Genomic DNA, 20358 nt, shown 5'->3' with positions numbered 1-20358 from the left:
AAAAAGAAAAAGCATGAAAAAAATTATAATAGCAACCCTTACCCTTTTTAGTGTGTTGTCTGCTCAAGCTCAAAAGAATTCTATCCTTTTGGGTACAGATTTTAGCCTTAAAAGAGTTAATGGTTATAATGAAGAAAAAACCAATAATGTTACTTTTACACCTGTAATAGCTTATGAAGTAGCTGATAATTGGTTTCTAGGAGCCAAAACCAGCTTATCTTATGATAAACATACTTATGAAAAGCTTCCAAACTACAGTATTCAAGATAAAGCATACGAAAGTAGAATTGGCGGTTTTGTTCGTTATTATAAACCTTTTAGTGAAATTTTTGGTGTATACGCAGATTTAGGAGCCGGGTATCAACAATACCGTTCTGACAGCAAAAAAACTCCAGGTAATTCTATCTACAATGAGGCAGATATGTTAGTTGAAAATAGAGTTAGAGGATATGGATATTACATCGATTTTGCCCCTGCTTTATTTATAAACTTTAAAAATAATTTTGGTTTAAATGTTTCTTTTGGAGGAGTTGAATGGAGCGATACAAAAGAAAACGTAGCCTTGGATTATAAAAATTATAACAAAAGCAAAGATTTTGACTTAACGTTTGGAAAATCTATTCACGTAGGAGTTACTAAAAAATTCAGTTTTTAATTTTATAAATTAAAAAAAATAATATAAAAAACCTCTGATTTATTTCAGAGGTTTTTTTGTTGATTACATGTGATAAATAAGTAAATTTGCTAGTATTTACTAATAAATAAATGTATTATGGCATTATCTAAGATTAATCCAACAGAAACCCGTGCATGGCAATTATTAAAAGAACATTACGACCAAATAAAAGATAAACACCTTCGTCAATGGTTTAAAGAAGATCCTCAAAGATTTAATAAATTCTCAATACAATTTAATGATATTCTTTTTGATTATTCTAAAAACAGAATTGAAGAAAAAACATTGAAATTATTAATCCAACTGGCTGAGGAAACCCAAGTTAAAGAAGCAATTGAAAAGCAATTTAGTGGCGATAAAATTAATGAGACAGAAAATAGAGCAGTTTTACATACAGCATTAAGAAATCGAAAAAATACACCGGTTATAGTTGACGGGGAAGATGTAATGCCTAAGATAAACAAAGTCCTTTCGCAAATGCAAAAATTTTCTGAATTAGTAATTTCAGGCGAATGGAAAGGGTATACAGGAAAAGCAATTACTGATGTGGTTAATATTGGTATTGGTGGTTCTGACTTAGGACCTTTAATGGTTGTAGAAGGGCTAAAATATTATAAAACCAGACTCAATTTACATTTTGTATCCAATATTGATGGAACTCACATAGTAGAAACATTGAAACCGTTAAATCCGGAAACAACAATGTTTATTGTGGCATCTAAAACATTTACTACTCAAGAAACTATGACCAATGCTCAAACAGCAAAAGATTGGTTCTTAAAATCAGCAAAATTAGAATCTGAAGTAGCTAAACATTTTGTTGCCCTATCAACCAATCAAGAAGCCGTTACAAAATTTGGAATCAACCAAGACAATATGTTTGAATTTTGGGATTGGGTAGGTGGAAGATATTCTATTTGGTCAGCTATTGGACTGAGCATATGTTTAGCTGTCGGATATGACAATTTTACCGAATTGTTAGAAGGAGGAAATGAAGTTGATATACATTTTAGAAATACGGAACTAAATAAAAACATACCGGTAATTTTAGCTTTATTAGGTATTTGGTATAATAACTTTTTTGGCGCTGAAGATGTTGCTTTACTTCCCTATGAACAATATTTACATCGGTTTGCAGCCTATTTTCAACAAGGAGATATGGAATCCAATGGAAAATATATAGACCGGAGCGGTAAAAAAGTTGATTATCAGACCGGACCAATAATTTTCGGAGAACCGGGTACAAATGGACAACATGCATTTTATCAATTGATACATCAAGGAACAAAACTTATTCCTTGTGATTTTTTTGCAGGTGCCCAAACACTAAATAAAGTCTCAGATCATCATGAAAAACTTATATCCAACTTTTTCGCACAAACAGAAGCTTTAGCTTTTGGTAAAACGGAAGAAGTAGTTTATAAAGAATTAAAAGATCAGGGAAAAAATGAAGAAGAAATTAATAAATTAAAACCATATAAAATATTTGATGGAAATCGTCCAACCAATTCCTTTTTATATAAAATTCTAACACCTAAATTATTAGGAAAATTAATTGCTATATATGAGCAAAAAATATTTGTACAAGGAGTTATCTGGAATATTTTCAGTTTCGATCAATGGGGCGTAGAATTAGGCAAACAATTGGCCAACAAAGTGCTGCCTGAATTATCAGGAGATCAAGAAATAACTACACATGATTCTTCAACTAATGGGCTGATAAATGCCTATAAAAAAATGAGATAATTTTATATATGTCTAAATAAAAAAAAGATCGTCTCATCAGACGATCTTTTTTTTATTCGTAAAATCAAAAGTTTACGGTTCACTATAAAAAACAAATTACAGCTTTATCATAGGTTTTTAAAATAATATAGAGTTAAACGCTTTAGGTCTGATATTTGCATTTTATAAATACAAATCAAATATTAATAAATAGAAAACTAAAAATTTAAAATTATGATCAAAGAACAAAACGTAGTGAAAAGCACTTACAACGACTCTTCAAAAAACAAAAAATTAGGTAAATTTTTTGGTGAAATTTTTTCATATAACAGCAGTTTAAAACTATATCATTGGCAAGTAACCGGCAAAGGAAGTTATGCAACACATATTGCTTTAGATCAGGCTATTGATTCAGTATTAGATGTAATTGACCGCTTGGTTGAAACAGCTTATGCTCAATTTGGAGATATTGAAGTAACTATCAAAGAAACTCCTACTCCTAAAGATATTATTAAACATTGTGAGAATTTTTACCTATTACTACAAGACGGTAGAGAATTATTTGTCGATGACTATGCATTGTCCATTTTTGATGATTATCAAGAAGCCATTCAACAATTATTGTTTAGATTGAAAAGGTTACAATAATCATTTATTTATTATTATAGAGTATGTAAAACCTATAAAACATAAATTTATTTTGAAAACAAAAACCAAAAAACCTGTGTCTGAAAAAGTAAGGCACATAGAAGCCAACATAGGGCTTAGTGAAGAAAATAAACAATTAGTGTCCGATGCACTAAACAGATTGTTAGCCAATGAATATTTTCTTTATACGAAAACCAGAAAATTTCATTGGAATGTAGAAGGTCCACATTTCAGATCTATACATTTATTATTAGAAGAGCAATATAAAGAAATTGCAGAAATTATTGACGAAGTGGCAGAAAGGATAAGGAAATTAGGTCATTATGCGCTTGGATCATTTAAACAATTCAGTGCAGTAGTTGACTTACTAGAACATGACGGAGAAGAAGTAGATGACGAAAAGACTATATTAGTAGAATTATGTCAGGATCATGAAACGATCATCCGTTTGATCCGGGCAGAATTTATACCAACTGCTGACAAAAATAAAGATGATGGAACCAGTGATTTTTTAACCGGAGTTATGGAACAGCACGAATCTATGGCATGGATGCTACGTGCCTCAGCTAAATAATTATAAATTAAGTACAAAAAACCTCTTTTAAAGAGGTTTTTTTTGTTACAAACCTGAATATTTAGCTATAATTTTTTCAAACCACAATTGTGGAATTATGGTTTTAACCCAAATAGATAATTTTTGGATAGCTGTTCCAAAATAATAATGGGGTTTTAATTTATTTTTTTGAGTAAATAATTTTTCTATAAAGGGAGCAATAGTCTCGGGGTCTAAACCATTTGAAACATCCGCATTCATATGATCATATACTTTATCAAAAACTTTAGCATAGTCAACCGAAATATCACTTTTAATCCTATGAGCTGCTATATCTGTTCGTATGTCCCCTAAATTTACTGTACATACCTCAATACCCGAATTTTTTAATTCATAACGCAACGATTCTGTAATCATGTCTAAAGCAGATTTTGAACCCGAATAAAAACCTCTGAATGGTAGACCCATTTCACTTCCAATCGATGATATATTAAAAATTTTACCTTTATTACTTTTACGCATAATTGGTAAAACCTTTGAAGTCAGATAAGAGGGTGCCACAATATTTAGGGTGAATAAATCTATAATTTCATTTTTTTTAGCGTTTTCAACAGGCCCAACCATACCTTTACCTGCATTATTGATTAACAGATCAATGGTTGAATTTTTAGCAAGAATTTGATCTAATGCATCATCAACTTCTTTTTCATTAGTTATATCAGTTGGAATAGTAGTAAATTTAGCATTTTTAGGTACTGAACGACTCAAACCGTATACATTGTAACCCTTCTTAAATAAATAATTTCCCAAAGCCAATCCCACGCCGGATGAGGTTCCTGTAATTATAATTGTTTTAGACATTTTTATAGTTTAATACTAAACAAAAATAAAATTAATTTTAAAATCTAGCTATCCAAAAAGAAAAAAGGAATGACATACTCATTCCTTTTAAACCAATTAAAATTCAAATTTTAAGTAAGTCTATGAGTACAGATATAGTCAATTAGACCATCAATAGGTCTTCGTAAAGCTATACCTAATTTCATTCCATTTTCAGATAATTTTTTCTCTAATTCATCTTTTAAATAAAAACCGATAGAACCATTAAAATTGATTGGGACTTGAGTACAATTATCGTATTGTTTTATATATAAATCGATAAAGGTTTGAATTTGTTTATCAATGATTTGCTGGATAAATTCATGATCTTTGTTTTGAATAATAAATTTAGCAAATGTGGCAAGATAAGCATTGGGATTAGGTTTTTTATATAGATTTTCTTTTATAAAATCTATATCCATATTATACTCTTTCGACAATTTTATTGATAATTCATGAGGAAGTGTTTTAAAATTATAGGCACGAATCAAATCTGCTCCTAATTTATTACCGCTGCAATCATCCATTAAAAGATATCCTAGAGATAAAACTTTTTGATGTAAAAGTTCTCCGTCATAATAACTGCAATTGGATCCGGTACCTAAAATACATACTATGGCTTGAGTTCCCGGAGGCGTAGTAGCATAAACGGCTCCATAGGTATCTTCTTCAACCACAATTTCTTCAGCATTAGGGAAAGATTCTGTTAAAGCATTTCTTACAATATCTTTCATATTATCAGTTCCACATCCTGCCCCATAAAAAAATATTTTTTTTACAGCGGGTTTATTTTGGTAAATGTCAAAACGTTCATTTAATCTTTTGATCATTTCCTCTTTATTTATGGCTTCGGGACTTAAACCTTTAGTTTGTGTTGAGAATATACGATTGCCATTATTATCAATGGCTATCCAATCGGCTTTAGTAGCCCCTGAATCTGCTAGAAGAATCATATTTTTTGTTTTTAATTTTAGTTATGTTTCAAAAGTACAAAATAAAAATATTTATAGTAAAAATAAATATTCTATAAATGTTGGTTAAATTATCTTATTAGTAATGGTTAAGATGCTCAATTTATTACAACTAATAAGTATATATACTAATGTTTGAAATAGCTTAACTATCTCTTTACAGACTAAAATTAATAAAAGATATCATTGAAACTGTAAATATTTATCAAATGTTGATTTAAATCATACGATTAGGTATAAAAAATAAAATAAATTTAAATTTATGCATATTAAATTTATAGATACCCTGTTCTGCCAATAAAATATGGAGAAATTAAAATTTTGTTAAAAAATTAACATTTACTTCAAATAAGTCAATGAAATGGTAAGGTTTCCAAGTATCAAAAACACCATTTTAACCTTAAAATTAGATAAAATTAATCATTTCTAAATATGATATTAATCAATTAGAATATTGTTAATTATATGATAATGATATATTTAAATGTATAATGATTTAAGGTTAGCTTACATATCTTTGATAATTTATATTATCATAGGATATTTAATTTATATTTGTATAAACACGTAAAACTTACATGTTTATAGTAATTTTTATAAAAAATAAATTAAAAACTACATATATGAGAAGAAAGATTTTTACTACTTTAACAATCTTGTCTCTTTTTTTTTCAAAAGCGCAGCAAAAAGAATTTATTTTAATCGATAATGGAAATGGAGTCAATTTAGGGTATTCCCCATTATCAGGTGTAAAAATTATAACTGTTGACGGTTTGAAATTCAAAGACCTTAATAGAAACGGAAAACTTGATAAATATGAAGATTGGAGATTATCCGCAGATGAAAGGGCTAAAGATTTAGTTCAAAAAATGTCCTTGGAACAGATCGCAGGATTAATGCTTTATAGTAATCATCAAGCTATACCTTCAAACGATAGTGGATTTGCATCTGGAACCTATAATGGAAAAATCTTTTCTGCCAGTGGAGCACAACCTTGGGAACTATCAGACGCACAGAAAAAATTTCTGCAAAAGGATAATTTAAGACATATATTAATAACTTCGGTTCAAAGCCCTGAAGTTGCAGCACGATGGAATAATCAAATGCAAGCATACGTGGAGGGGTTGGGATTAGGAATTCCGGGAAATACAAGTTCAGATCCCCGACATTCTGACCAAGTTACCGGAAATATAAAATCTGAATTTAATGCAGGAGCAGGAGGTGCCATATCACTTTGGCCGGATGGGTTAGGCTTAGGAGCAACATTTGATCCGTCACTTGTACAAAAATTTGGTAACATAGCAGCACAAGAATATAGGGCTTTAGGAATAACTACAGCTTTATCTCCTCAAATAGATTTAGGTACAGAACCCCGATGGTATAGAATCTACATGACATTTGGAGAAAGCCCGGAACTAACTACAGATATGGCCAGGGCCTATATAGATGGTTTCCAAACTTCTTTTGGTAAAGATGAAATTGCAGACGGATGGGGATATAAAAGTGTTAATACAATGGTTAAACATTGGCCGGGTGGAGGACCGGAAGAGGGCGGTAGAGATGCACATTGGGCGTTTGGAAAATATGCAGTATATCCAGGAAATAATTTTGATACACACATGAGCCCTTTTGTTAACGGAGCTTTTAATCTCAATGGCAAAACTTCCAAAGCTTCAGCAGTTATGCCTTATTACACCATTTCATATAATCAATCAAAAGACGGAAGTAATTATGCAAATGGCTTCAATAAATATATCATTACCGATTTACTTAGAGATAAATTTGGGTATGATGGGGTATTATGTACAGATTGGCTGATAACAGCCAATGAGGGTAAAACTCCGGATGAATTTAAAGGTAAGCCTTGGGGATTGGAAAATAAAACCATAGCTCAAAGACATTATATTGCCTTAATGGCCGGAATGGATCAATTTGGAGGCAACAATGTTATGCAACCCATATTAGAAGCCTACAAAATGGGAGTGAAAGAATACGGTAATAAATATATGAGAAATCGTTTTGAGCAATCTGGAATTCGATTATTAAAAAATATTTTCAGGCTAGGTTTGTTTGAAAATCCCTATTTAAACGTTGAGCAAAGCGTTAAAACAGTTGGAAATCCTGAATTTATGCAAGCGGGTTATGAAGCACAAATAAAATCAGTGGTATTGCTTAAAAATAAAAAACGTATACTACCTATAAAAGATAAAAAAACGGTATATATACCAAAAAACTATCAACCTTCCATAAAAGATTGGTGGGGGAAATGGTCTGAACCAAAATTAGATTATTCGGTTAATATAGAGTTAGTTAAGAAATATTATCATGTTACAGAAGATCCTGAAAAAGCAGATTTTTCCATAGTCTTTGTTTCAAGCCCTCAAACTAACAACGATGGAGGGGGATATGATATAGCCGATAGAAATAATGGAGGGAATGGATACGTTCCCATCTCCTTACAATATAACAGCTATACGGCTACAAATGCGCGTGAGCACAGTATAGCAGCAGGAGATCCCGTAATTGACCCTTCAATTAAAGATCGAAGTTACAAAGATAAAACAGTGACCGTTTCCAATTCATCCGATCTATCTACCATATTAACTACTAAAAATCAAATGGGAAATAAACCGGTCATAGTAGTAGTAAATATCAGTCGTCCTATGATTTTTAATGAATTTGAATCTAGAGTGGATGGGATAATAGCAAGATTTGGAATTGGAGAACAAGCCATAATGGATATTATTTCCGGGAAATACGAACCCTCCGGATTATTACCCCTTCAAATGCCTGCAAATATGAACACGGTTGAAAAACAGAAAGAAGATATTCCTTTTGACATGGAATGTCATCAAGACAGCGAAGGGAATGTCTATAATTTTGGTTTTGGTTTAGATTGGAAAGGTGTTATCAAAGATTCTAGGACCGCAAAATACGGTATAAAAAAATAAATATAAGTTTTGATTAATGATATGCTATAAATAAAAAAAACAAAATTATAATGATATAAAATATAAAATCATAATTAAACTAAAACCACAAAAAGATTAATTAAGTATGAGAAGAGCAGTTAAGTCTCTTAGTGCATTTATGATTGTTTCTACTATGAATTTGATACAGGCACAAGAGAATAAATCTGATAGTTTAAAAACTAAAACAGATTTGAAAAAAGATCAGAACACATCCGTGATGTTAAATGCCTCAGCCGATAACGGGCCGAGAAATGTAAACATTGGTTTACCGGCAAGTGTGGGAGGAACTACTATTTTAGAAAATGGGTTACCGGTTGTGATGGACTACGTCGTACAAATGCCCGTGAGGGCCTGGAGGTCAGATTCCAGTTTTGAAAAGATGGACGTATTAGATGTTGCAAAGACCGCTATAAGCGTAGGGGATGTGGGAGTATCAGTAAATACTTATACCAATAAAGGAACAGATAAATTGCAAGGTAAAGGTGAATTTGTCACCAATTCTTACGGATTATTAAGAGGAAGCTTTAATGTAAGCGGACCGATGAAAAACGGATTTTATTATTCGGTTAGTGCTTATGCTAATATGGATCCCGGAACATTTACATCAGCCTTTTCTCAATTTTTAGATAAAACTCAAATTTATAAAGTATTTATAAATAAAAAATATAATGACGGAAAAGGAGAAATTGGAGTACAATATAAATTTATCAGCTCACAAGCGATAACAACTAAACAAAATCCTTATTACTATCGTTCCAATGGAAAAGTAGATGCTGTAGAAGGGTTCAAATTAGGCAGGGATTCCTATCTGGAAAAATCCGGATTGGTGCATTATATAGATCCGCTTTCCGGAGAATATACTACTCGAGATATAATGAAAGGAAGTGGAGGAGAAAATCATATTTTCGATATCATCGGAAAAAATAGCCTTACAAATGGGATGAAGCTGGATTATATTTTTAGATATCAATATGCTGAATCCGGATATTTTAATCCGTACTATTCATCCATAAGTAATCCGGTTGAAGGTAAGACACGTTTCCGTTATGTAGGTTCCGATAACATTTATAATGGAAAAGTACAATCGGTTTTAATGCTTTTTACCCCCCGAGCTCCATTCAATACTTATATGAGCCGCGTGGAATTAAGCAAAAAAACGTCTAAACACAATTGGAATATTGGATTTAATGAATGGTATTACCACATCAACAATTATAATACGGCTTCTTATTCCTATTACCATGAAGTGACTCCAAATCCGTCACTGTTAATTCAAGAAAATTACGATCCACTTACCGGCACTTGGACGCCAAGAAAAGGTTCAGACGAATTTGGAGGATATAATCATAATGGCGCTATGCAATATTATACCGGTGGAGAAAATAAGATGGCTGTATATGGTACTGAAAAATGGACGCCTTCTGATAAAATACAAGTGGGTGGAGGTGTGAGATTGGAATGGCAAAACATTAATGGAGAATGGTATAAAGGGGAAGACAGAAAATTAGCCGGAACAAATTGGGTATCCGGAAATAAAACAAAAGTTAAAAAAGATTGGATTAATAAAACTTTTACAGTCAATGCACTGTGGAAAATCATGCCTTCATTTGGACTTCAAGGAGAAGCAACCTATGGAGAATTAGGTGGAAAGTTAAGTAGTTATGCTGGTGCAGACGACCCGGGAATTAAAAAGTCAAAAATACCCGGAGCTTCATTCGGAATATACTTTAACCATGCTTTGGTAAGAGTAGTATCTAAAGTTACCTACATTCAGAGAAGTAATTTTACGAATAATTCCACTTTTACCAATCCAAAAGATCCAACCGATTATATGAAAAAAACTATAAGCTATGATGTTAAAACCTTAGGATGGACAACCGATGCCCTGGTTACACCATTTAAAAATTTTCAATTTCATATGTTACTTACCCTACAAAATCCCGAATACAAAAATTACAAATTTGAAGCATATGATGTAAAATATGATTACGATGGGAATATAGCACGAAGCGTTTCAAAAACCATAATAGAATTAGACCCAAGCTATAATTGGAAGAAATTTAAATTTTGGGGAAGTGCGCGATATTTCAGTAAAGAATATGCAAATTATACGAATTCATTATTTTTTGCAGGAAGATGGGAAACGTTTGCGGGTATAGATTTTAAATATAACAGTAACCTGAGTTTTGGAGTAAGTGCGGTTAACTTATTAAACCAAAGTGGTGCACAAGGCTCTATTTCTGGAACTAATACAGCTGTAGATCCTACTCCTTATTATAATAAACCGGTAGCAGGAACTTACATCCGACCTTTTACCCTGGAATTTAAAACTAAGTTTAAATTTTAAAAAATAAAAAATGAGCAAGTATTGGATTTATTTTAAATATAGGTTAGTATTCTTTTTATTCCTTCTAATTCCTTTAAGCCCTATTCATGCACAAGGCAATATCAAAAAGAAAATAATGAAGTTGATTAGCTACAATGTTTACTGGGGAATGAAACAGGACTCAACTAAAGATAAATTCAAATTTGCTGAATGGATTCGTAAACAAGATCCGGATATTTTGGCCCTGCAGGAAATGAATGGATTTACTGCAGGAATTTATGAGTTTGCCCCTGAAGGAGCAAATCCAAAAAATTTAAGAAAATTAGCAGAAAGTTATGGTCACCCTTATTGTGTTATTGTCAGAGAACCTTCTACCGATGGCTCTGTAACTTTTCCGGTGGCTATAACTTCAAAATACCCGATTGTAAATGTTCATCGGGTATTAGATAATAATATTCATGGATATATAGAAGCTGAAATTGAAGGATTTCATTTTATAGTTACTCATTTTCACCCATTTTCATCTGAGAAAAGAGGTTATGAAGTGGATCAAATTTTAGCTACCATCCAATCCAAACCATCTAGTGATAAATGGTTGTTTATGGGGGATTTAAATTCAGTTTCTCCATTGGATAAAAGTGCATATAAAGATAATAAACTCAGAAATTTTATACGGGAAGACAGAAAGAAAAGACCGTATAATTTGAATTTGGGTAAAGACAACGAGTTAGATTATACTATCCAGCAAAAAATACTTGATTTTGGATTTATAGATGCACTTCGTTTATTCCATCCTGAATTTGAAGCGACCGCGCCAACTAAATTATTTTATGATCAATCTAAATCTCCGGTAAGATATGATTATCTCTATGTTAGCGGAAATATGAAAAAAGATCTTATAAAATGTGATGTAATTAAAGATGAATTTACTGATCTCTATTCAGATCATTATCCGGTGGTGTTGAATTTTAATAATTAAATAAATAAAATGTAAATAAATGAAAAACTCTGTACTATTAAATGTTAAGTTGATAGTTTTCATGCTATTGACCGTATCAATTAACCCACAAGTTTATGGGCAAAATAAAAAATCAACGAAACAAGATAAGACGGTAATCTTATATGTGACTCGCCATGGTAAGACTATATTGAATACCATGGATAGAGTGCAAGGTTGGGCAGATACCCCTTTAACACCCGAAGGAGTGGAAGTGGCTAAGTTTCTAGGGGAAGGAATTAAAGATGTTAAATTTAAATCAGCTTATTCCAGTGACTTAGGAAGGGCCAGGCAAACAGCTCGTATAGTCTTAGATACTAAAGGTCAAGAAAAATTAGCAATAACAGAAGTACCTCAACTAAGGGAAACCAATTTTGGTAGCTACGAAGGTGATTTAAACTCGAAAATGTGGGGGGATGCGGCTCTCTATTTACACTATAAATCATCAAAAGAACTTTTTGCCGATATGGCAAAAAATCCTGAAATATTAAAAAGAGCCATGAACACATTTAAAACGTTAGAAACCTTAGGAATAGGAGAAAATTATGAAGATGTTAAAGCGAGAGGCCAGAAAGCCATTCGTGAAATAGCTGAAAAAGAGGCTTTATCAGGAGGAGGAAACATATTATTAGTCGCTCATGGAATGGCAATTAGCGTTTTTCTTTCAGATTTAGACAGTAGCGGTAAAAAAATAACAGGAACACATATGGGAAATGCAGCAGTTTCAAAGGTAATCTACAAAGACGGAAAGTTTACGATTGAATCTTTTGGAGATATGAGTTATGTGGAAAAAGGAAAAAAGGTATTAGGCAAATAAAAATAAATCAAGTAAGAAGTTAAAGAACAACTAAGATTTACTGCATTCTAAATAATTGAATAAGATGTTTTATACGCATTTACATAATAGTATAAATACTTTAATTTATTTGTAATATATGGTTTTCATGAAAAACTATCATTAAGTCGGCTTAAAAAATTTTTAGTGTTTGATACTGTTATAATTCATCAATTTCAAAGAACATAAAACTCTGTGTATATAAAAAAGAACAGAGCACGTAACCACTGAAATAAAATTTTTAAAAGATGAGAAATAAAAATAGTATATATTCATTGTCAGTACTTTTATTACTGATTAGTACCAATGAAATATATAGTCAAAATCAAACGAAAAATGATACGATAAAAGTAGACATAGAACAGAAAAATGATAGGAATGTCATGTTAAATGCAGCAAATAGTACCGGTCCCAGGGATGTAAATATCGGTTTACCTGCTTCAGTAGGAGGTACTACTATTCTTGAGAATGGTCTGCCGGTAGTATTCCACTATTGGCCGGAACTACCTACTAAAGCATGGAGATCCGATGTTACGCTTAATCGTACGGGTTTGTTTGACTTAGGACAAACCTTTATCAATATTGGAGATGTAGGTTTTTCCTTAAATACGTTTGATAATCTAGGCACAGATAAGCTTCAAGGTATAGTTAATTTAGAATCCAATCATTTTGGATTAATGAGAGGAAGTGCAAATGTGAGCGGACCTATAAATACTAAGGGACTTAAATATTCAGCCGGTGCTTATCTGAGCTTTGACCCGGGAACTTTTAAACCATCAATTATAGATAAATATTATGCCGATAAAACTCAAATGTATAAAATGGCCTTAACTCAAGATTATAAATACAGAGGAGGAGAAGGCTCTGTTTCAGTATTATATAAATATGTTAATGTTAAAAATCTAACGTATAATTACAGCCCTTTTATGTATGGAAAAGATGGGGATGTAAGTGAAATATCGGGATTTAAAATTGGGCGGAAATCGTATCATGAAAGATCTGGAAAAATAACATTAATGGATGCTTTTACCGGAAATTTGGTAGAAAAAGATATATTAGACGATTTCGGAACAGAATCCCATACAGTTGATTTACTAGGTAATAACAAATTTGATAATGGATTTTATTTAAATTACATGGTTCGTTACCATTCATCCAAAGTGGGTATTTACATACCTATTATGGCAGGAGTTTCTGAAGCAAAACCGGGAGAGTATGTATATGCTGATACGGGAGAAGCTTATATGGGAAATAACGCACAAGGAGTATTAATATTAGCAACAAGAAAAACTCCTGTTAAATCTATAACGGGTACTGTTGAATTAGGTAAAAAGATAGGAAACCACGATTTGAAAGTTGGTTTAAACGAATGGCATTATAAAGTAGATAAATATGCTACAGAATCTGCTATGTATTTTCAAGAGGTGGCACCGAATCCAAGAAAATTAATTCAAGTAGGAGGTACGGCAAATGCCAATGGAGATTTTAATTTAAATCAAGGACTAGAATATCATAATGGGAATGAAAATAAATTAGCATTATATATATTAGATAAGTGGTTATTGGCCGATAAATTAGAATTAAATTTGGGTGGACGTATTGAGTATCAAGCATTACGGGGAGATTACCAGGACAGAAATTTAGGATTGCAAACATTAACAGGACCTAAAACTGATATAAATAAAGATTGGGTTAATCAATCCTACATGTTAAATGCAGTATATAAAATGACCACTAAATTTGGTTTACTAGGTGAGGTTAATTACAATGAACAAGCCGGACACCTAGAATATTATAACATTGGAGTTGATCCTAAAATCAAAAAATCTAAAATACCAACAGCAGGGTTTGGAGTATATTTCAATCATCCGTTAGCAAGTATAGTTTCTAAGGCAACGTATATTACCCGTAATGAATATCGTTCAACAGTAAATTTTTCCAATCCCAATAATCCTGGAGAAGTGAAAAGAGAAACTACAAATTATGATATTGAAACTATAGGATGGACTACAGATATCATATCAAAACCCATAAAAAACTTTGAATTACACTTTTTGATCACTTTACAAAGTCCAAAATATAAAAATTTTGTCGGAGAAGTTAAATTTAAAGACGGTGCAGCAGCTAAATACGATTTCACAGATAAATATGTAACGGGTATTTCTAAAGTTTTATTAGAGATTGATCCGAGCTATGTTTGGAAAGATTTAAGGATTTGGGCGAGTGCAAGATATTTCAGTAAACAATATGCCAACAGACCGAATACAATATATTTTGCAAGTCGTTGGGAAACTTTTGCCGGGTTACAATATGCTATTACCAAAAACTTAAGTTTCTCTTCAACTGTGATAAATTTATTCAATCAAAGGGGAGCTAAAGGAGATATGGGAGACTCTGATTTGATCTTAACTTCCGAAGAAGCTAAAAAGAAAGAAGGAACTATTCTTTCAGGAACATACATCCGTCCTTTTACAGTTGAGTTTGGTCTTAAATACTCTTTTTAACCTATAATAATAATTAAAAAATAATACTAAATATGACTAATAAAGAAAAAAATTACGCATTACCTATAGCAATGATGTTTGCCCTGTTTTTTATGATTTCATTTGTAACAGGCTTACAAAATCCTATGGGAATAATTGTCAAAAATCAATTTGGGGCATCCAACTTTATGTCTCAACTAGGTAATGCTGCAAACTTTATAGCCTATGCATTTATGGGTATTCCGGCGGGTATGCTGTTACAAAAAATAGGATATAAAAAAACAGCCTTAGTAGCCATTGTGGTTGGATTTTTAGGCGTTGGAATTCAATACTTATCCGGGGGAATGGAAAGTTTTGTTGCCTATTTAATAGGAGCTTTTATTTCCGGTTTCTCTATGTGTATGCTAAATACCGTTGTAAATCCTATGCTGAATACGTTAGGAGGAGGAGGTAAAAAAGGGAATATTTTGCTGCAATTGGGAGGTTCAATAAACTCAATGGGAGCAACTATTGTACCTGTATTGGTTGGATATTTAATCGGAAATGCATCACGAGCAACCATAAAAGAAGCAAATCCCGCTCTTTTCTTGGCCATGGGGATTTTTGTCCTTGCCTTTATCGTGTTGTTGTTGGTGAATATACCGGAACCTTTTTTAGATAAAAAAGAAAAAATTGAAGGAAAATATAGCGCATTTTCATTTAGGCATTTTTGTTTAGGAGTAGTAGCCATATTTATATATGTAGGTATTGAAGTAGGAATTCCCAATACCGCCAATTTATTTATGACTTCTGCACCAGACAAAGGAGGTTTAGGTATTGATACAACTGTGGCTGGAACGGTGGTAGGAACCTATTGGTTTTTAATGCTCATCGGTCGATTAATAGGAGCATCGTTAGGAGCTCGTATTTCCAGTAAGGCTATGTTGGCCTTCACCTCACTGCTAGGGTTAATATTCATAGTTTTAGCAATAATTAGTCCTATTTCATCTACGGTCAGTATGCCTGTATTTAAATCGGATATATCTATAGGTTTTGCAGAATTACCTATTACCATTGTATTTTTTGTATTGTGTGGATTGTGTACTTCCGTAATGTGGGGAGGTATATTTAATTTAGCGGTTGAAGGATTAGGAAAATACACATCAGCAGCATCCGGAATTTTTATGATGATGGTATGTGGAGGAGGAATTTTGCCCCTCATACAAAATTATTTTGCTGATTTATTTGGTTTTTTATCCAGTTATTGGTTGATTATCATAGAATTTGCTTATATCCTTTATTATGCATTAATCGGAAGTAAAAATGTAAATAAAGATATACCCGTTAACTAATCATATTTTTATATAAAGATATATTCCCCTAACATTTTAGGGGAATTTTTTTATAGGTAAAACGCATATTTTAAACTACAGAAATTAAAAAACCTACGAACATTCCACTAAATACTAAAAGTAATTTTTGCCAATTTAAGGAATGCTTCTCATTACTTTCAAATATAATCACAGAAGAAATATGTAAAAAAATTCCGGCTACGATACCCAATAATTTAGGATAAATATGAGGATCTAAGAATGAACCAAAGAAAGCCCCAATAGGAGCTGAAACGGCAAACAAAACGAGAATAGAGAAAGAATATATCCTTTTAATAGGTAAAGAAAATAAAAAGGTAGATAAAACAATGGATTCCGAAACTTTATGGATGCTTAGCGCCCATAAAATATTTGATGAATGCATGGAATGATCATGAGCACCATGATTATGTATATGATTAACTTCCAATGGAGTTCCTTCTAAAAATGAATGAATAAACAAACCCAGCATTACACTAATCGGAATAACGCTGTCCGCATGATGTTCCGAGCTGTGTAAGTGACCATGTTCGATTCCCTTAGATAATCCTTCTAAGACTAATTGTATGGAAACCCCGATAATAATCCATATTCCTGCATTTATTCCTCCATCTCTATACAAGGAAGGAAACATGTCTAATACAGTTATTGCTAAAAGCAATCCCGCACTAAACATTAAAAGTTGTTTATTAAATTTTGAATTATTTTGGAAAAAATAAGCTATTCCTGCTCCGATGATTACAGCAGAAATCAATACGATATAATCCATTTATTTTTCAAAAATTAAAATTAGACGGGGAGAATTTTTTTCTTCAAATGGGAGGAGATGATAATCACCGAATACATTTTTTAAAGTAAATCCTACTTTTTTGGCCAGACTTTCAATATAATTCAGTTTAAAAGTTCTTACTCTTTCTTGAAAATGAAAATTTTTACCTTTATCTTGAAATTTAATATCTTTTATAATAAAACCATCTTCAATTTTCCTTTGCAGATGAAATAAAATACCGTCTACTTCTTTGTCCTCATGTTTAACAAGCGTATCCATTGCTAAGGAAACATTCATAAAATCCATCACAAATATTCCTTTACTTAACAATTGTTCAAAAACAGATTGAAAAACTTTTAAATTATCTTCATCATCACTAAAATAGCCAAAACTGGTAAATAAATTGAAAATGGCATTAAAATGGTTCGGGAAATTACTTCTTCTCATATCTGCAACAAAGAATTTAAGATGTTCATTTTCAAAACTCTTTGCATAAGCAATGCTTTCCGGTGCAAGGTCAACGCCGATAACATCGTATCCCAATTTATTTAAAAAAATACTATGCCTACCTTTGCCACAAGCCAAATCTAAAATTTTACTCTCCTTACGTAAGGCAAGATATTTTAATAAATTCGTTATAAATTCTTGAGCTTCCTGATCATCACGATTTTTATATAATATATGATAATAAGGAGTATTAAACCATTCTGCAAACCAATCCATACCTCAAATTTAATACAATTTTTTTACCTATTAATAACATTATTCTTAGAATTAGTAAGATTTTTTATTTATAATAGATAAGTCTTATTTTAACTTATTTTAATTTTAAAAACTGAAAGATCATTACTAGTAGTAATTTATATTGTATTATAATTTAATAATTGAACCGGAAATATAAATTTATATGGCTTTGTGTTCAGAATACTCGAATTCATGATTTTATAAAACTTATTGGGATTTAACATTTGATTTTATTTTAATTGTTAATATTTTTTACTTAGTATTTTTGAAAAGAAAATTAGTTTTTTATAGAGTAGTCTTTTGAAATATAGGTGGTTAATAAATTAAATAAAGGTATAATAAACTATTTTTTTAATTATTTATATTTCTATGAGCTAAAAGGGAGTAATTTTTAATAAATATTTATTAACTTAAAGTAAATCAGTAAAAAAGAAGATAAAAATTAAGTTTAATTAAAATTTTTTTAGTATATTTGCGCCTCGATTTGGCGAAAGTAAGAAAATCGTAATAACATCAAGTATAACCACTTCCTAAGCATCAATTTCGCCTTTATCTTACATTGAAAAGCAAAGGAATACAATGTTTATAAAAATATGTCCGAAGAGACTAAAAATTTAGTAGAAGAGCAAGAAACTCTTAAAAATGCAAATGTTGCTCCTGAGCAATTTGACTGGGATTCTTTTGAATCCGGATTAAATGCTGAGGATAGAAAAGAAAAGTCTGAGTTAGAAAAAATGTATGATACTTCTTTGAGAGAACTTGACGAAAATCAAGTTTTCAAAGGTAAAGTTGTTCGTATTACTGACAAAGAAGCAATCGTTGATATAAACTTTAAATCAGAAGGAGTTATCTCTTTGAATGAGTTCCGTTACAATCCGAATCTTAAAGTTGGAGATGAGGTTGAAGTTATGGTTGCTCAAAGAGAAGATAAAACCGGTCAATTACAACTTTCTCATAGAAAAGCAAGAATGCTTAAAGCATGGGATAGAGTTAATGAGCTTCATGAGACCGGCGAAATCGTTGAAGGTTATGTAAAATCAAGAACTAAAGGAGGAATGATTGTAGATGTATTTGGCATCGAAGCTTTCTTACCGGGTTCACAAATTGATGTAAAACCAATCCGCGATTACGATCAATACGTAGGAAAAACTATGGAATTTAAAATCGTTAAAATTAACCACGAATTTAAAAATGTAGTTGTTTCTCACAAAGCATTGATCGAAGCAGATATTGAAGATCAGAAAAAAGAAATTATCGGACAACTTGAAAAAGGTCAGGTATTAGAAGGAGTTGTTAAAAATATAACTTCTTACGGAGTATTTATTGATTTAGGGGGTGTGGACGGATTAATCCACATTACAGACCTATCTTGGAGCAGAATAAATCATCCATCTGAAGTAGTTCAATTAGATCAAAAAGTTAATGTGGTTATTCTTGATTTTGATGATCAAAAATCTAGAATCCAATTAGGAATGAAACAATTAGAACCACACCCTTGGGATGCATTAGATCCAAACTTACAAGTAGGAGATAAAATCAAAGGTAAAGTAGTTGTTTTAGCAGACTATGGAGCTTTTGTAGAAGTTGCACCGGGAGTAGAAGGATTAATACATGTTTCTGAAATGTCTTGGTCTACTCATTTAAGATCAGCTCAAGATTTTGTTAAAATCGGGGATGAAGTAGAATGTGTTATTCTTACCTTAGATAAAGAAGAAAGAAAAATGTCTTTAGGTATGAAACAATTAACTCCGGATCCATGGACTGATATAACAGCAAAATATCCAATTGGTTCTAAACACAAAGGAACAGTAAGAAACTTTACCAATTTTGGAGTATTTGTTGAATTAGAAGCAGGAGTAGACGGGTTAATTTACATTTCAGATCTATCTTGGACTAAGAAAATTAAACATCCTTCCGAATTCTGTTCAGTTGGTGACGTATTAGATGTAGTAGTTTTAGAATTAGATACTGATGCTAGAAGATTGAGCTTAGGTCACAAACAATTAACAGAAAACCCTTGGGAAAAATACGAAGTTAAATATGCTGAAGGAACTGTACACACAGGTAAAGTAGTTCAGCTGTTCGACAAAGGAGCTACTGTTCAATTTGAAGACGCTGAAGTAGAAGGTTTCTGTCCATCTAGATTATTAGAAAAAGAAGACGGTTCCAAAATTAAAAAAGGTGATGAAACTGAATTCAAAGTAATTGAATTTAATAAAGAATTCAAAAGAATTGTAGTTTCTCATACCGGAACTTTCCGTGAAGAAGAAAATAGAGAAGAAACTGAAAAACAAGTTAAATCACAAAATCAAACTGTTGAAAAATCTACTTTAGGTGATTTAGACGAATTACAAGAATTAAAAAGAAAAATGGAAGAAGGACAATAACCTTATAATATAACCATTTCCTAAAATAATTCATAAAGAACCGT

The 20358-nt window shown here is 31.6% G+C and carries 15 protein-coding genes; 11 read left to right on the top strand and 4 right to left on the bottom strand.

Annotation, left to right across the window (positions count from 1 at the left end; genetic code table 11):
• The first annotated feature begins 13 nt into the window (after positions 1-13).
• The 4 genes from GFU93_RS02280 to GFU93_RS02265 all read left to right on the top strand — a co-directional run bounded on the left by GFU93_RS02280 (position 14) and on the right by GFU93_RS02265 (position 3623).
• Positions 14-655 carry a hypothetical protein gene (locus tag GFU93_RS02280; RefSeq protein ID WP_160566846.1) on the top strand — a complete coding sequence of 214 codons (642 nt, stop codon included), beginning with the start codon at positions 14-16 and terminating at the stop codon, positions 653-655.
• A 117-nt stretch (positions 656-772) separates the two neighbouring features.
• On the top strand, positions 773-2422 hold the full coding sequence (pgi, locus tag GFU93_RS02275) for a glucose-6-phosphate isomerase (RefSeq protein WP_160566844.1): 1650 nt from the start codon (positions 773-775) through the stop codon (positions 2420-2422).
• A gap of 213 nt (positions 2423-2635) precedes the next feature.
• Positions 2636-3049 carry a hypothetical protein gene (locus GFU93_RS02270; protein ID WP_185150282.1) on the top strand — a complete coding sequence of 138 codons (414 nt, stop codon included), beginning with the start codon at positions 2636-2638 and terminating at the stop codon, positions 3047-3049.
• Positions 3050-3101: 52 nt separating this feature from the next.
• Positions 3102-3623 (top strand): Dps family protein, encoded by a 522-nt coding sequence (locus GFU93_RS02265; protein ID WP_185149979.1) that lies wholly within the window; start codon positions 3102-3104, stop codon positions 3621-3623.
• A 45-nt stretch (positions 3624-3668) separates the two neighbouring features.
• Here the strand turns inward: GFU93_RS02265 and GFU93_RS02260 are convergent, their stop codons facing one another.
• Together GFU93_RS02260 and GFU93_RS02255 are read right to left on the bottom strand one after the other, a co-directional pair.
• Positions 3669-4463, bottom strand: coding sequence for an SDR family NAD(P)-dependent oxidoreductase (locus GFU93_RS02260; RefSeq protein ID WP_185150448.1), 795 nt, complete (start codon positions 4461-4463; stop codon positions 3669-3671).
• Between the two features lie 110 nt (positions 4464-4573).
• Positions 4574-5434 carry an N-acetylglucosamine kinase gene (locus GFU93_RS02255; protein WP_160541998.1) on the bottom strand — a complete coding sequence of 287 codons (861 nt, stop codon included), beginning with the start codon at positions 5432-5434 and terminating at the stop codon, positions 4574-4576.
• A 641-nt stretch (positions 5435-6075) separates the two neighbouring features.
• On the opposite strand from GFU93_RS02255, the gene GFU93_RS02250 reads away from it, so the two are divergent.
• The 6 genes from GFU93_RS02250 (at position 6076) to GFU93_RS02225 (ending at position 16396) form a co-directional block, all read left to right on the top strand.
• Positions 6076-8403 carry a glycoside hydrolase family 3 N-terminal domain-containing protein gene (locus tag GFU93_RS02250; RefSeq protein WP_160566842.1) on the top strand — a complete coding sequence of 776 codons (2328 nt, stop codon included), beginning with the start codon at positions 6076-6078 and terminating at the stop codon, positions 8401-8403.
• Between the two features lie 106 nt (positions 8404-8509).
• Complete coding sequence (locus GFU93_RS02245) at positions 8510-10771, top strand: TonB-dependent receptor (RefSeq protein WP_160566840.1); 2262 nt, start codon at positions 8510-8512, stop codon at positions 10769-10771.
• A gap of 115 nt (positions 10772-10886) precedes the next feature.
• The gene (locus GFU93_RS02240; RefSeq protein ID WP_160566838.1) at positions 10887-11729 is read left to right on the top strand and encodes an endonuclease/exonuclease/phosphatase family protein; all 843 of its coding nucleotides are present in this window, start codon (positions 10887-10889) and stop codon (positions 11727-11729) included.
• A 19-nt stretch (positions 11730-11748) separates the two neighbouring features.
• Positions 11749-12564 carry a histidine phosphatase family protein gene (locus GFU93_RS02235; protein WP_160566836.1) on the top strand — a complete coding sequence of 272 codons (816 nt, stop codon included), beginning with the start codon at positions 11749-11751 and terminating at the stop codon, positions 12562-12564.
• Positions 12565-12830: 266 nt separating this feature from the next.
• Positions 12831-15086 (top strand): TonB-dependent receptor, encoded by a 2256-nt coding sequence (locus GFU93_RS02230; RefSeq protein ID WP_221411313.1) that lies wholly within the window; start codon positions 12831-12833, stop codon positions 15084-15086.
• Positions 15087-15118: 32 nt separating this feature from the next.
• Positions 15119-16396 (top strand): MFS transporter, encoded by a 1278-nt coding sequence (locus tag GFU93_RS02225; RefSeq protein WP_160566834.1) that lies wholly within the window; start codon positions 15119-15121, stop codon positions 16394-16396.
• Between the two features lie 70 nt (positions 16397-16466).
• On the opposite strand, the gene GFU93_RS02220 is transcribed toward GFU93_RS02225, so the two are convergent.
• Together GFU93_RS02220 and GFU93_RS02215 are read right to left on the bottom strand one after the other, a co-directional pair.
• The gene (locus tag GFU93_RS02220) at positions 16467-17183 is read right to left on the bottom strand and encodes a ZIP family metal transporter (protein WP_160566832.1); all 717 of its coding nucleotides are present in this window, start codon (positions 17181-17183) and stop codon (positions 16467-16469) included.
• Positions 17184-17906, bottom strand: coding sequence for a bifunctional 2-polyprenyl-6-hydroxyphenol methylase/3-demethylubiquinol 3-O-methyltransferase UbiG (locus GFU93_RS02215; protein ID WP_160566829.1), 723 nt, complete (start codon positions 17904-17906; stop codon positions 17184-17186).
• A 614-nt stretch (positions 17907-18520) separates the two neighbouring features.
• Between GFU93_RS02215 and rpsA the strand changes: the two genes are divergently transcribed.
• The gene (gene rpsA / locus GFU93_RS02210) at positions 18521-20314 is read left to right on the top strand and encodes a 30S ribosomal protein S1 (protein ID WP_105297958.1); all 1794 of its coding nucleotides are present in this window, start codon (positions 18521-18523) and stop codon (positions 20312-20314) included.
• Positions 20315-20358 lie beyond the last annotated feature (44 nt).

It is taken from the genome of Apibacter sp. B3546 (assembly GCF_009827885.1).
Taxonomy (GTDB): Bacteria; Bacteroidota; Bacteroidia; order Flavobacteriales; family Weeksellaceae; genus Apibacter.
This window is presented reverse-complemented; position numbering and strand designations above follow the sequence as displayed.